This is a genomic window from Polyangium spumosum, assembly GCF_009649845.1.
Lineage (GTDB): Bacteria > Myxococcota_A > Polyangia > Polyangiales > Polyangiaceae > Polyangium > Polyangium spumosum.
Genome location: NZ_WJIE01000001.1, coordinates 430608 through 443361, shown reverse-complemented (window position 1 = coordinate 443361; position 12754 = coordinate 430608). Strand labels below are relative to the sequence as shown.

The window sequence follows — 12754 nt, the reverse complement described above, 5'->3', positions numbered from 1 at the left end:
ACCGGCAGCGGCGTTGCCCACCAAGACAGCCGCGCTGCTGGTTCTGCTGGCAACCCGGCCTGTTCGCCGGCCTGGTTGAAAAACTGCGCGGAGCGCAGTTTTTCAACCCCCGGTCCAGGGCTTGCCCTGGCGCGGGTCGAGGGGCGCGTAGCCCCCGCGGGGTCCGGGGCGGCGCCCCGGCTCTGCGCCTGCCAGAGGGGTGGGTGAGGCCTGTGCCTGTGGAATACCCTCTCAGTACATCGTCACATAAAGCACGCCCATACACATCTCGTCGTTCGTCCCCTCGCCGTACACGGTCGGCTGCACCCGCCCGCGTGTATCGTAACTGCAGCGCATCTGGATCGTGCTCTCCACGCCGATATCGATGGGCGTCTCGTTCCACCACACGTCCTGCCAGTGGAAATCCCACCGATCCACGTCCATCAGGCATTGCTCCTCCCCGCCCGGCGCCGTCGCCACCGATCGCAACGTCCGCCCTGCCAGGTGCATGTGCGGGAGCATCCCCCACAACCTGAATCCCTCGAATGGAGGCAGGTTGAGCTTCTCTGCCAGCGCCGACAGCGACACCGCCGCCGTGGCCTCCGCGTGCGTGTCCCCCGGCGGCAGTGAGAGCTCGGTCGTCAGGATCGGCTGGAAGCGCGCCGGCGTGAGCCCGGGATCCTCGCTGATCTGGAGCTTCATCGTCGACCGATCCGTGAACGGCCCGCCCGTGACCGGCACGTTGTAATGCATCTGCACGATGAGTTTCCTCCCGCCGCCATAACGGATCCCCGTCCCTGCCGGGAACAGCGTCGCGCCGGTCCCGGGGGCCCACGCCCCGAGCACCGAAGCCGGGACCCCTGGGGCGCCAAAACACGTGTAGCCCGGCCCCTCTTCCGCCGCGTCCAGCGCCGCTGCGGCCGCCTCGACGTCCGCGTTCGGCAGCGAGAAGAGCGCCACGTGGTGCACCACCCGCGCGTTGCCCGGCTGGATGTCATATCCCGTGATGAACACGTCCTTGGCGAGCCCCGGATCCACGATGAAGCAACGGTAATCGTCCGGCTGGTCGTCCTTCGGATGAGGCGTGTAGTCCACGCCGAGGTCGAACGCCGCCACCTCTCCCGTCATCTTGGGCGCGTCGTCCACGGGCGGCGGCGGCGCGTCCGCCGCGTCGCCGAGCGGCGCCCCCGCGGCTGCCCAGCGCTCGAAGAGGGAGATCTCCTCATCGCTCAGCCATCGCGCGTTTTTGTATGTATTGCACGAGCCATCGTTGTTCACGGGCATCGGCGGCATGGTGCGGGCCTTGGTGGCCGCCGCCATCGCTTGCGCCATCTTCGCCGCGGTCGACGCGTCGAGCAGCGAGAATTGCCCGATTTGGCCCTCCTGATGGCAGCCGGCGCATTGCTCGTTCACGAGCGGAGCGATGTCCTTGTAATACGTCGGTGCGGTCGTGATCGGCGTCCCTCGTGGATCCTCGGCGCTGTCGCCGCAGCCGGCGATGCAGGCGAGCGTGAGGAGCGAGGGGATTGCGAATCGGTGACGTTTCATCATGTCCTCCACGTGGCGATCATCCGCGGCGATGTGCCATGATCCAAGGACCCCATGCGACAACCTGCGGACAGATCGCGACAGGACGCCCCCTGGGTCCAAGGGCCCGCCGCGGTGACCTGCCCGGCCACCTTGTTATCGCCGTTCCTCCGGCACGCGGCGCGGACCGGCTGGTCCGAGCAGGAGCTCACGGCGCTGTGCGCGCGCCACGGCGTGCGTCGGCCCGCGATCGACGATCTCACGGCCAGGGTCCCGAAGGAGGGGGCGCACAGGATCGTGGAGGAGATCTGCGCGCGGAGCGAAGACGATAACCTCGGCCTGCATCTGGCCCGCGAGGCCGAGCCGAGCTGGATGGCCCTCCCCGGCTTGCTGGGGATGAGCGTGACCCATGTTCGCGAGGCCCTGGCGGTCGGGACCGATTATAATCGCCGCCTGCTCGCCGGGCCGGCGAGCCTCTGGCAATTCATCGACGAGCAGGGCCAGCTCCACCTGACGCGCACCCACTCCCCGCGTGATCCGCCCGCGTCTCGCCATTTCGTCGAGGCGGGCGTGGGCGCCTGTATCGTGCTGCTCCGGCGCTTCACGGGCCTGGCGATCAAGGCCGTCCAGGTGAGCTTCCCGCACGACGCGCCTGCGGACACGAGCGCGCATGTGGAGCTCCTGGGGACGCGTGATCTGCGCTTCGGGGTGCCGCTCGTGGAGATTGTTTTTCCCGCGTCCGTGCTCGATCTCCGGAACCAGGGTGCTGACGCGGGCCTCCTGGCGTTCCTGCGGCGGCAGGCCGAGGCGGTGATCGAGGCGCGGGGCGGGCCGGATCTCACGGCCGTGGTGTGGCAGGGCCTGCAAGAGGCGCTCTGGCGTGGCGAGGAGGCGTCGCTCGACCGCGTGGCGCAGAGCCTCGGTATGACGGGCCGCACCTTGCAGCGGCGCCTGGCCGAGGATGGGGTGCGTTTCTCCGCGCTCCTCTCGCATGTCCGGTGCGAGTGGGCGCTGGAGCTCCTGCAACGGCCTGGGGTCGATATCGACGACATCGCCGAGCGTATCGGTTTGTCGGACGCGCGCTCGTTGCGTCGCGCGCTGAAGCGCCACACGGGCCGGACGCCGTCGGAGCTGCGGCGCTCCTGAATACACGCCATCGAAATGGCGACCCTCGTCGATCAGGGCACGCAGAACCGTGGCGCGGCATCGGGGCCATCCGTCGCCCGCGAGGCTTCGATCCTTGCCTTCGACGCCGGAGAGCATGCCTTCGACGCCGGAGAGCATGCCTTCGACGCCGGAGAGCATGCCTTCGACGCCGGAGAGCATGCCTTCGACGCCGGGGACCTTGCCTTCGACGCCGTGGACCTTGCCTTCGAGGCCGTGGACCTTGCCTTCGAGGCGGACGCGCTTGCCTTCGAGGCGGATGCGCTTGCCTTCGAGGCGGATGCGCTTGCCTTCGAGGCGGATGCGCTTGCCTTCGAGGCGGATGCGCTTGCCTTCGAGGCGGATGCGCTTGCCTTCGAGGCGGACGTGCTTGCCTTCGAGGCGGACGTGCTTGCCTTCGCTCCGGGGGCGGGTGCGGCCATGCCGGCTCGGCTGGCATCAACGCGGCCTGGTCTTGCCAACGGGCCTGCTGGAGGAACTGCGCATCGCGCAGTTCCTCCACTTTCGGTCCAGGCCGTGCCTGGTCCGGGGTCGAGGGGGCGGACAGCCCCCCGCGGGGTCCGGGGCGGCGCCCCGGCTCCACGCTGCCTTCTACCTCTTCTTCGTCGCGCGTGGCTTCGTCGTCCGCGCCTTCTTCGTGGTCGCGGGCAGCGCTCGTTTCTTTGTTGTTGCCTTCGTGGCCTTCTTGCGCGTGGCTTCTTCGGCCGCGCCGGCCTTCGTCGCGCGCTTCGCGGGGGCGCGCTTCTTTGTCGTCGTGCGTGTTGCGGCGGCGCGTGTGCCTGTGGGCGTGCGCTTTGTCGAGCGGGGGGATCGCTTCGTGGTCGCGCGGGCGCGGGTGGGCTTCGGGGCGGGCTCCGAGAGGGCGGCTTCTTCCGCGGCGGGCTCGGCTTCCTGGACGGCGCCGTTGCCGTCTGCGTGTTTGGGCGGCTCGGCTGCGGCGGGGGGCGCGGGTTGGCTCGTGATGGGGGGCGCGCCTGCGTCGGCGAGCAGCGTGTTCAGCTCGGCGACGAAGGCGGCGACGTGGATGTCGACGTCGCGCGCGTCTAGCTCCGAGAGGGGCGTGTAGACGATACGAACGCTGCGGCCGTCCGGGATCGCCCAGGTGGCTGTGTTGCCTGTGCGGCGCAGTGTGCGTGTCGCGGCGCGATCGATGAGGCGCGTCAGGCGTGCGCGCTCCGAGGGGCTGACCTCGTGGGTGAGCGGCGCGGTGCGTTCGAGCGTCGGCAGCTCCACGGCGCCTTGCTCGACCAGCGCGCAGAGCTCGTCGGCGACGGCTTCTTCGAGCTCGAGGTGCAGGTCCGGGTTGGCCGGCGGCTCGGGGTGGAAGACGGCTTCGCGCTGGGCGGGGTCGTAGGTCTGCAGGCGCGCGCCTGCGACGTGACCGGCGCGCTCGAGGGCTCGTACGAGTGACTCGGGGCGCGCGCGTTTGCCTGCGGTCGCGGCGACGTAGCCGAGCAGATCGAGCTCCACGCGGACGACGGCTTCGCCTTGCGTGGCGCTTGCTTCGTGCAGGGCCAGGCGTGCGGCGTCGAGCACCTCGCGCTCGACCACGCTGCGATCGGCGAAGACGTCTTCGAGGTGCTCGGAGGCGAGCAGCGCTTGCGTGACGTGGCCTGTGAGCCTCGAGAGCGCTTCGCGCGTGGCCGGGTCTTCGCCGAGGGCTTGGGCGTGGAGGGCGCGCTCGGCGAGCGGCTCGACGTAACCCGACATGGCATCGTCGACGGCGCGCACGAGGGCGGCGGTCCCGCCCTTGACGACGAGGATGCGGCCTCGACCCTTGAGGCCCTCGACGATGCGGGATGCGAGCCTCCGGGAGAGGTTCAGCGCGTTCACGATGCGTGAATTTACACGGTTCGGCGCGCGTGGGTCCCCGATTCGGGTCACGGCGTGCGCGCAAAAGAAACGGAGGGGGAAGGAGAGGGGAGACGAACGTCCGCGCGCGGCGGTGTTCGTCCGAAACGTCAGTCGTTTTCGACGAGCTTGACGACGACGTCGCCGACACGCGCGGGCACGCGGGCCTTTGCTTCGGCGAGTGTTCCGGGGCGAACGCTGACGCGCACGACGAACCCGATGCCGTCTTCGCGCTCGACGCCGACGCCGGCGCAGAAGGGCTCGGCGCCGATGTCGTTCTTGAGCTGCTCTTTCGCGCGGCGCGCGGATCCGACGTCGCTCATGGTCACTCGCTGTAGCCGACGGCGAGGACGCGGAAGGTGTCGGGCGGGGCGGCGACGTTGTAGATCTTCGCCGTGAAGATGCCGCCCGCGCCGGCGTCGAGGTCGTTGCCCGCGACGAGCGCCTGATCGGCGCCGCAGATCTTGCCTTCCTTGTCGTAGAGCGAGACGAGGGCCCAGACGCTCTTCGCCTTGTACGCGCTCTCGTTCGTGATCTTGCCTTCGACCTGGTGGGGGTTGAAGCCCTTCTTGGCCGTGAACTTGGTGTCCGAGATCTTGAGCTTCGCGGCCTTGTTCGTGAAGAGCGGGCGCAGCGGCTTGACCTCGGTCTTGTACGAGGCCCACTTCGTGGTCTTGTAGAGCGAGAACGTGCAGGGGACCTTCTCGCCCGGCGCGAGCTCGCGGATGAGGCTCGAGCAGGTGCCGCTGTCGATCGCGGTGTTGCCCTCGTCGAAGAACGTCACCTTGACGTTGGGGAAGCCGAGCGGGTCCTTGCCGACGTTGTGGATCTCGCCGACGAAGTGGATCGTCTTGCCGTACTGGGCCTTGTAGTGGCGCAGATCCTTGAGCTCGGCCTTGAGGTCGCCATCCTTGGGGGGCTTGGCGATGTCGTTGAGGTCGCCGAGCGTCGGGCCGTTCGGGTTCGCCGAGTCGAGCGGGATCGCCGCGATCGCCTCGGTGGTCTTCTTCGCCGCGTACCAGAAGAAGAACACCGCGCCGATGATGCCGAGGAGGAACAGACCGCCGCAGCCGAGGCCGATGATCAGGCCGACGTTCGGGCCCTTCTTCTGCTGGGGCATCATGGGCCCGCCCATGGGAGGACCACCCATCGGAGGACCACCGAACTGGCCGCCGGGGGGAGGACCGTACCCGCCGCCGGGAGGAGGACCGTAGCCGCCGGGGCCGGGAGGCCCGCCGGGGCCGGGAGGGCCGCCGAAGCCGCCGCCGCCGGGAGGTCCGCCGCCGGGAGGTCCGCCGAAGCCGCCGGGGGGCCCGCCGGGAGGCCCGCCGTAACCGCCGCCGCCGGGAGGCCCGCCGAAGCCGCCGGGCGGAGGTCCACCGAAATTGTCACCACCTCCGCCCGGAGGCGGGGCCGGAGGGGGCATACCGCCGCCTCCAGGTCCGAATCCATTTGCCATGTGCGGCTCTCCCGTCGTGTGCTCGGTCATGGCGCGGGAGTATGCCGCAAAATGGGGAAGGACGGGCAAACGGATCCAAGCGAGACGAACAGGATCGGCCGGGCCGGGGCCGCGTGGCTGCTACGATGGGCCCTCATGACAACCAAGACGCGGAAGGTGACCCGCAACATCCTCGCGATTTCCTTGGTCTTCGCGTTCGCCGGAGGCGGCGCGCTCGGCTGCGGAGGGGCCGCCGAGGGCGGGGCCGGCCCCGAGACGGCGGCCGTGAAGCCCGCGCCTCCGGACGAGGATCCGGGGCAAGGCGAGGAGGTCGTGGAGGACTCGGGGACGCTCGACATCCTCTCGGATCCCCCGCAAGAGGTGCTGCTCGACGGCGAGCCGATCGGAAAGACGCCGCTCACGAACTACCGCGTGAAGATGGGCAGCCACGACGTGACGTTCCTCGATCCGGCCGAGGGCAACCGGACGATGACCGTGAACGTCTCGCCGGGGGATCACCAGACGGTGAAGCTCGATCACGCGCCGAAGATCCGCGAGCAGTAGCGCTTCTTTTACAGGTGACGGCGGGCGATCTCGGCCCACGTGCCCGTGGGTTCGATCTCGAGGTACTTGCGCCAGCACGGCCTCGCCTTCGCGCTCTCGCCGACCTGCTCGTAGGCCATCGCGAGGTTGAAGTACGCGTCGGCGAAGCGCGGATCGTTCTCGATGGCGCCGCGGAAGAACTCGACGGCCTGCGCGGCGTACCCACGCTCGAGCATCACGTAGCCGAGGTTGTACTGCGCCTCGGGTTGCTTGCGATCGATCTCGAGCGCGCGGCGGTAGAGCGTCTCGGCCTGCGCCTCGTCACCACGACGGAAGCAGATGTTGCCGAGGTTCGTGTAGGCGATGGCGAGCCACGGATCGATCTCGAGCGCGCGACGGTAGAGCTCCTCGGCCTCGCTCATCGTCTGCGGGTTCTCGTCGAGCTGGCTGGCGCGGACGTAGATCTCGTACGCGGTCTTGGCGCGATCACGACCGACCATCGGGCGCAGGACACGCACGACGTCGTCACGGAGCGACTTCACGTCGAAGTCGAGCACCATCTGCCCGGTGAGCGGCTCGAACGTGCCCGCCGCGCTCTTCACGACGACGCGCTGGCCATCGGAGACGATACGCAGCTCGGCGAGCGGGCGCGTGACCTTGGGGAGCGCGCCGCGGATGTTCTCGACGGCGCGCGCGACGTCACGAAGGCGCACCTTGCGCGCGAGCAGATCACGCGCGGCGCGTAACGCGATGACGTCCGAGAACGTGTAGGCGCGGCGGCCCTTGCGACGACCACTCGGCGAGACGATGCCCGCGCGGTCGAGGGAGCGCAGGCGGCCCGGGGAGATGCCGAGGAGGCGAATCACCTCGGTGCCGGTGAACATGTCGCTCACGGGTTCACACGCGCCGGGCAGCGCCGCGGTCAGGCGCGGCTCGGGAGGCTCGGGTAGGCGCTTCGGCGGCTCGGCCACGCGCCCACCGCCGGGACCGAAGATCACGTGGATGACCTTGCTCTCGTCAGGGTCGCGGCGTTCTTTGTTGTTCATGGTGCTTCGAGGTCGCGAGGAGCGAGGTGCGAGCTTAGCGCGACGCGCCGCTCGCGGCGGAGGCATGTACGACGGCGACGACGTCGACCAGCACGACGACGCCGGCCGTGGAGGCGCGGACGTCGATCTCGGCGCGCAAAGGGCCGAGCTCCCCCTGCACGCGTGTACACGCCTCCCGCCGCGCGATGCGGAGCGCGCGGAGGCGGAGGTGCGGATCACACGCGAGCAGCGCGGCCATCTGCGCGAGGTCGGGATCGGGCAGCGTGCCACCGCGGGACCGCGCGAGCAAAAGCACGCTCGTCGAGCCGTAGTAGACGACGCCGTCCCCCTCGGCGAGGGGCATGCCCTCGCTCACGATGTCCGCGGCCTCGACCATGGCGCGGACCGGGCCGTCCTCGGCGGCGACGAGCTCGAGGTTGCGGCGCCGGACGAGGGGCCCCGGGCCCGCCTTGACGAGGCCGGGGCGCGGAAGGGGTGGGCGAGTCATCGTCCGCGATCGTAGAGATCAAGCGGTTCGGGATCGAAAAACCTGGAGCGATCGCGAGGTTACTTGCGCGCCCGGGGTGATCCGTGCCTCGGCAGGATCGTGCGCGAACCCCCACGAATTTGGCCGTCCGGCGCGAGGGATGCGAGGTTGCCGGGACGAGGAGGGAGCCGAGATGGAATACCCGGGCGTCGATCGTCGCAAGCACCGCGTCTACGTCACGCGCAACACGGAGTACCACCTGTGCGACGGAGTCTGCGTGGCGGTGCGGGACCGGCGGACGGGGAGGTTCGTCCCGGCGCACGTGGCGGTCTCGCTGAAGATGGAGGGTGGGGTGCGGCTGTTCGCGAACGGCGGGGTGATCCCGCGGATCGACAGGCCCGCGGTGGGAGACGCGATCTGGTTCGCGACGAGCGCCGACGCGAGCCGGCAGATCGTGACGAGCCGGATCGAGGCGATCGAGCGTCCGCCGAGGGACGTCGTCGCCTCGTACGGGTCGTCGTGACTAGCCCAGGTTGCAGAAACCTTCGTAGTCGATGTAGCTCGTGATCGTCGGCTCGGGGCCGCAGACGGGGCAGGTCTTGTCCTTGCGGAGCTTGAGCTCGCCGAACTTCATGCGCAGCGAGTCGTAGGTGAGCAGGCGACCCACGAGGGGGCTGCCCTGGCCGAGCAGGATCTTGATCGCCTCGGTCGCCTGGATCGTACCCACGAGGCCCGGCAGCACGCCGAGGACGCCGGCCTCCTGGCAGCTCGGCGCGAGGTGCGGCGGAGGCGGCTCGGGGTAGAGGCAACGATAACAAGGGCCGCCGGCCGCGGGGTGGAAGGTCGTGACCTGACCCTCGAAGCGGAAGATCGAGCCGTGCACGACGGGCTTCTTCATCCACACGGAGGCGTCGTTCACGAGGTAACGCGTGGGGAAGTTGTCGCAGCCGTCCACGATGACGTCGAAGTCGCGGAAGATACGCTCGACGTTGTGGCTCGTGAGCCGCTCCTCGAACTTCACGACACGCACGTCGGGGTTGAGATCGCGGATCGTCTGCTCGCCGCTGTCGACCTTCGGCATGCCGACGCGCGAGGTGGCGTGCATGATCTGCCGCTGCAGGTTCGAGGCGTCGACGACGTCGGCGTCGACGAGGCCGATCGTGCCGACACCCGCGGCGGCGAGGTAGAGCGCGGCGGGGCTGCCGAGGCCGCCGGCGCCGAGGAGGAGGATCTTCGAGCCGAGCAGCTTGGCTTGCCCCGCCTCGCCGACCTCGGGGAGCAGCAGGTGGCGCGAGTACCGATCCCGCTGCGCCTCCGTGAGCTGGGGCGGGGTCTCCATCGGATAACCGAGATCCTTCCAGCGCACGAAGCCGGGGTTCGCGCTCTCGACGCGCGTGTAGCCGAGCTCGAGCAGGGTCTTCGCGGCGAGCGCCGAGCGCGTGCCGCCGGCGCAGTAGAGGACGACGGTCGCGCTCTTGTCGGGGACCTTCTGCTCGATCTGCATCTCGAGGAAGCCACGCGGGACGCTGAGCGCGCCCGGGATGTAGCCGGCGCGGTGCTCTTCCTTCTCGCGCACGTCGACGAGCACCATCGGCTCGCGCGCCTCGATGCGGCGCTTGATCTCCTCGAGAGACACGATCGTGACGGTCTTGCGGATCTCGGCGATCAGGTCGGTGTAGGTCGTCGGCATGCGGCTCCTCGCTGGCGACGTGTTCGTCGTTCGGACGCGTCGCGTCGTCAAGGATAACGCATGCCGACCGGGAGGCCTCTCACTTGGGAGCGGGCAGGTCCTCGGGGCGCGCGCGCAGGCCAGGCAGGACCTCGTCCTTGCGCAGGCCGCCCTCGCAGACGAGCTTCACCGTGCGCTGATCGGGCAGGACCTCCTCCAGCGTGACGATCTGCGTCTTGGCCTGGCAGAACGCCACGAGCTTCGCGCCGGGCACGAGGCGGCCGAGCCGCAAGGTCGGGCGCTTGACGACGATCTCCTTGTCGTCGGCGAGGCGCTTGACCGTGACGTCCTGCCCCTTCACGGCCGAGACCGTGCCGAGCTCGAGGTTCTTCTCGCCCGGGCGGAGCGGGGCCCAGACGCGCGTGCCGACGAGCTGATCGTCCGGCGGGATCCACTCGGTCGTGTTCTTCGGGGCGAGCCGCGCGAGAGGCGCCCAGCCCACGGTACGCTCGAGCTGCACGTCGAGCGAGGCCCCGGCCGGATCGACGTCCGTGACGAGCGCGAGGTCCTTGGTTTGTCCGAGGACCCATACCTCGGTCGCGGGCGCGAGATCCCGCTTCGACGGGGCGTCGGCCTTCGCCGGGGGCAGGACCGCGACCTTGCCGTGCGCCCAGCGCTTCTCGGCCTTCTTGCCGGGCTTCATCTTCACGCGCTGGGCCTCGACCCAGACCGCGAGGGCCTGGCGCTTCTTCGCCACGACCTCCGGCGCCGCCTTGTCCTTGGCGACGGGCGCCCCGTCCGGGCCCATGATCTCCCAGCGCACGAGCTTGATGAGCCGATCGACCTCCTCGAGCGCCTTCGGCGCCTCGCGGCCCTGACCCACGGCCCGCGCCGCCATGCCCGCGATCTCGGGCGTGATCGCCGCGCGCACCACGCCGAGCAGGCCCCTCGCGCCCTCCGCGCCGATCTCGCCCGCCTTCTCGGCCTCGTCGATCTTCGCGAGGGCGTCGGCCCAGCGCTCGGCCTTGAGCGGCTCGTCGAGCTGGGCCTTCTTCGCCTCGAAGATCGTCGTGTCGACCTCGGTCAGGAGCTTCTTCTGCTGCGCCGGGCCGAGCACCGTCTGCGTGTCCTCGGCGCCGACGAGCGCGCGCGCCTTGGCGAACTGGCCCGACGTCGTGGCCTCGTCGACCCGCATCTGCACGCACGCGAGGGCCTCTGCGCCGACGAGGCGCCGGAGCTCGCGGACGAAGACCTCGCTGTCGAGGTCCCGCATCGGCGTCGCCATCTCGCTGAACGCGCCCTTGCAGTCGCCGTCCTTCAGCGAGGGCTCGACCTCGTTCGCCCAGAGCTTGGCGTGGCGCTTGTCGACCTTCTCGCGCTGCTCGGAGATCTGGTAGCTCAGCGACTCGACCTGGAGGTCGTTGGCCTGGCCGAGGAGCTTGCGCGCCTCGTCGAAGTCCTTCGCGTTGTAGGCCTCGTCGGCCTTCTCCATGAGCTGCTTGGCGCTGGCGATCTTGGCCTTCTCCGCGCGCTCCTCGGCGCTCTCGGGCGGCTTCGCGGGCGCGGGCGGAGGCCCGCACGCGACGAAGGTCGTGGCCATGGCGGCCACGGCCGCGAAACGCGCGAGGATCGTCGCGACGCGGCGCGAGGGGCTCGTGAAATGGCGGAGGCTCGTTCGCATGGGCGGACTCTCCCATTGCGCCTCGTCGATCGTCAACTCGCGCGAGCCGGTTTTCCCTCTCGGCTTGACCGATCTCGGCCGGCGTCCTAGGACGCCCGGACCATGGCGGACGAGTCGAAGCAGGGGGAGCCGGGTCCGGCGGAGGGCACCCGCACGTTCAACAAGCCGCGGATCACCATCAACCGCGTCTACACGAAGAAGGGGGACTCCGGCGACACGGGCCTCGTGGGCGGGCAGCGCGTCCCCAAGGACGACGCGCGGATCGAGGCATACGGCACGGTCGACGAGCTGAACGCCTTCATGGGCTCGGCCCGGCAGTCGATCCTCGAAGGGCTCGCCGCAGGCAGCGCCCGCGCCGAGAGCCGGGCGCCCTTGAACGAGCTCGCCGACTCGCTCTGCCGCGTGCAGCACGAGCTGTTCAACCTGGGCTCGATCCTGGCCACGCTGCCCGAGGACGTGCACCCGAAGCAGCCCCGGGTCACGGCCGCGGACGTCGAGCGGCTCGAGGAGGAGATGGATCGGTGCCAGGAGGTGCTGCCCGCGCTGCGCTCGTTCGTGCTCCCGGGCGGCTCACGCGCGAACACGGATCTCCACGTGTGCCGGACGGTGTGTCGGCGCGCCGAGCGGCTGTGCGTGTCGCTGGCGCGCGAGGTCGAGGTCGATCCGATGGCCGTGACCTACCTGAACCGCCTGAGCGACGCGCTCTTCGTCTGGAGCCGCTTCGTCGCGCTCCACCTCGGCACGGGCGAGGTGCTCTGGGAGCCGGACAAGTCGGCGACGGGCCAGTCGAAGGCCCGCTGACGAGGGGGCGCGTCTCCCACCACGAGGACGAGGCCGTACACGATCCCCACGTACGCGAGCCCGAGGACCACGTCGATCACGTAGTGGTGCCCGAGGTAGATCGCGGCGAACGGCATCACGATCGTGTAGGCGATCTGCAGCACGCGCGAGGGTAGGCTCGCCGTGCGCCACGTGGCGATCAATCCGTACAGCGGGTAGGTCACGTGGAGCGAGGGGAGCGCGCCGAAGACGACGGCGCCGTGCCCGTAGATCGACGCGAAGTAGCCGTACCCGATCAGCGCATCGACACGCGTGAGCGCGGCCGGCGAGCCTTGCGCCGCGAGGTCGATCGCGCAGCCGTGCGTCGCGACGTACCAGGGCGGCGCCGCGGGCAGGAGCAGGTACGTGGCGAAGCCGAGGACGTGCGTGCCGATCGCGAGCCTCGTGAACGTGCGCGCCTCGTCGGGCTTCTTCACGCAGAGGTAGCCGTAGTGCAGCGCCATGACGTAGAGGTAGGCGCCGTAGGGCAGGGCGCAGAGCAGATCGAGCGCGGGGTGGGCGAGGCGAGCGAGCCACTCGTTCGGCGTGACGATCGCGCCGTGCATGCCGA

The 12754-nt window shown here is 69.9% G+C and carries 12 protein-coding genes and 1 pseudogene; 4 read left to right on the top strand and 9 right to left on the bottom strand.

Annotated features, from left to right (window positions below; translation table 11 throughout):
- Positions 1-231: 231 nt before the first annotated feature.
- Complete coding sequence (locus GF068_RS01890; protein ID WP_153817566.1) at positions 232-1530, bottom strand: monooxygenase; 1299 nt, start codon at positions 1528-1530, stop codon at positions 232-234.
- 51 nt (positions 1531-1581) lie between these two features.
- Here GF068_RS01890 and GF068_RS01885 point away from each other — a divergent pair, with 51 nt between their 5' ends.
- Entirely contained in the window at positions 1582-2652 is a 1071-nt protein-coding gene (locus GF068_RS01885; RefSeq protein WP_153817565.1) for an AraC family transcriptional regulator, read from the top strand.
- 609 nt (positions 2653-3261) lie between these two features.
- On the opposite strand, the gene GF068_RS01880 is transcribed toward GF068_RS01885, so the two are convergent.
- From GF068_RS01880 to GF068_RS43300, 3 genes are all read right to left on the bottom strand, one after another.
- A complete protein-coding gene (locus GF068_RS01880; RefSeq protein WP_153817564.1) occupies positions 3262-4503 on the bottom strand; it encodes a hypothetical protein in 1242 nt (413 codons plus the stop codon).
- 128 nt (positions 4504-4631) lie between these two features.
- A complete protein-coding gene (locus tag GF068_RS01875; RefSeq protein WP_153817563.1) occupies positions 4632-4844 on the bottom strand; it encodes a hypothetical protein in 213 nt (70 codons plus the stop codon).
- 2 nt (positions 4845-4846) lie between these two features.
- Entirely contained in the window at positions 4847-5947 is a 1101-nt protein-coding gene (locus GF068_RS43300) for an FxLYD domain-containing protein (protein WP_170319257.1), read from the bottom strand.
- Between the two features lie 168 nt (positions 5948-6115).
- Here GF068_RS43300 and GF068_RS01865 point away from each other — a divergent pair, with 168 nt between their 5' ends.
- Positions 6116-6523, top strand: coding sequence for a PEGA domain-containing protein (locus GF068_RS01865; protein WP_153817562.1), 408 nt, complete (start codon positions 6116-6118; stop codon positions 6521-6523).
- Positions 6524-6531: 8 nt separating this feature from the next.
- Here the strand turns inward: GF068_RS01865 and GF068_RS01860 are convergent, their stop codons facing one another.
- On the bottom strand, positions 6532-7548 hold the full coding sequence (locus tag GF068_RS01860) for a tetratricopeptide repeat protein (protein WP_153817561.1): 1017 nt from the start codon (positions 7546-7548) through the stop codon (positions 6532-6534).
- 34 nt (positions 7549-7582) lie between these two features.
- A complete protein-coding gene (locus tag GF068_RS01855) occupies positions 7583-8035 on the bottom strand; it encodes a hypothetical protein (protein WP_153817560.1) in 453 nt (150 codons plus the stop codon).
- 172 nt (positions 8036-8207) lie between these two features.
- On the opposite strand from GF068_RS01855, the gene GF068_RS01850 reads away from it, so the two are divergent.
- On the top strand, positions 8208-8537 hold the full coding sequence (locus GF068_RS01850; RefSeq protein ID WP_153817559.1) for a hypothetical protein: 330 nt from the start codon (positions 8208-8210) through the stop codon (positions 8535-8537).
- Here the strand turns inward: GF068_RS01850 and moeB are convergent, their stop codons facing one another.
- A complete protein-coding gene (gene moeB / locus GF068_RS01845) occupies positions 8538-9704 on the bottom strand; it encodes a molybdopterin-synthase adenylyltransferase MoeB (RefSeq protein WP_153817558.1) in 1167 nt (388 codons plus the stop codon). It lies immediately after the preceding gene.
- A 79-nt stretch (positions 9705-9783) separates the two neighbouring features.
- The gene (locus tag GF068_RS01840) at positions 9784-11364 is read right to left on the bottom strand and encodes a hypothetical protein (RefSeq protein ID WP_153817557.1); all 1581 of its coding nucleotides are present in this window, start codon (positions 11362-11364) and stop codon (positions 9784-9786) included.
- A gap of 102 nt (positions 11365-11466) precedes the next feature.
- Here GF068_RS01840 and GF068_RS01835 point away from each other — a divergent pair, with 102 nt between their 5' ends.
- On the top strand, positions 11467-12165 hold the full coding sequence (locus GF068_RS01835) for a cob(I)yrinic acid a,c-diamide adenosyltransferase (RefSeq protein WP_153817556.1): 699 nt from the start codon (positions 11467-11469) through the stop codon (positions 12163-12165).
- A gap of 44 nt (positions 12166-12209) precedes the next feature.
- Here GF068_RS01835 and GF068_RS44725 read toward each other — a convergent pair.
- Positions 12210-12749: pseudogene (locus tag GF068_RS44725) on the bottom strand (phosphatase PAP2 family protein); the annotation flags it as partial.
- Positions 12750-12754 lie beyond the last annotated feature (5 nt).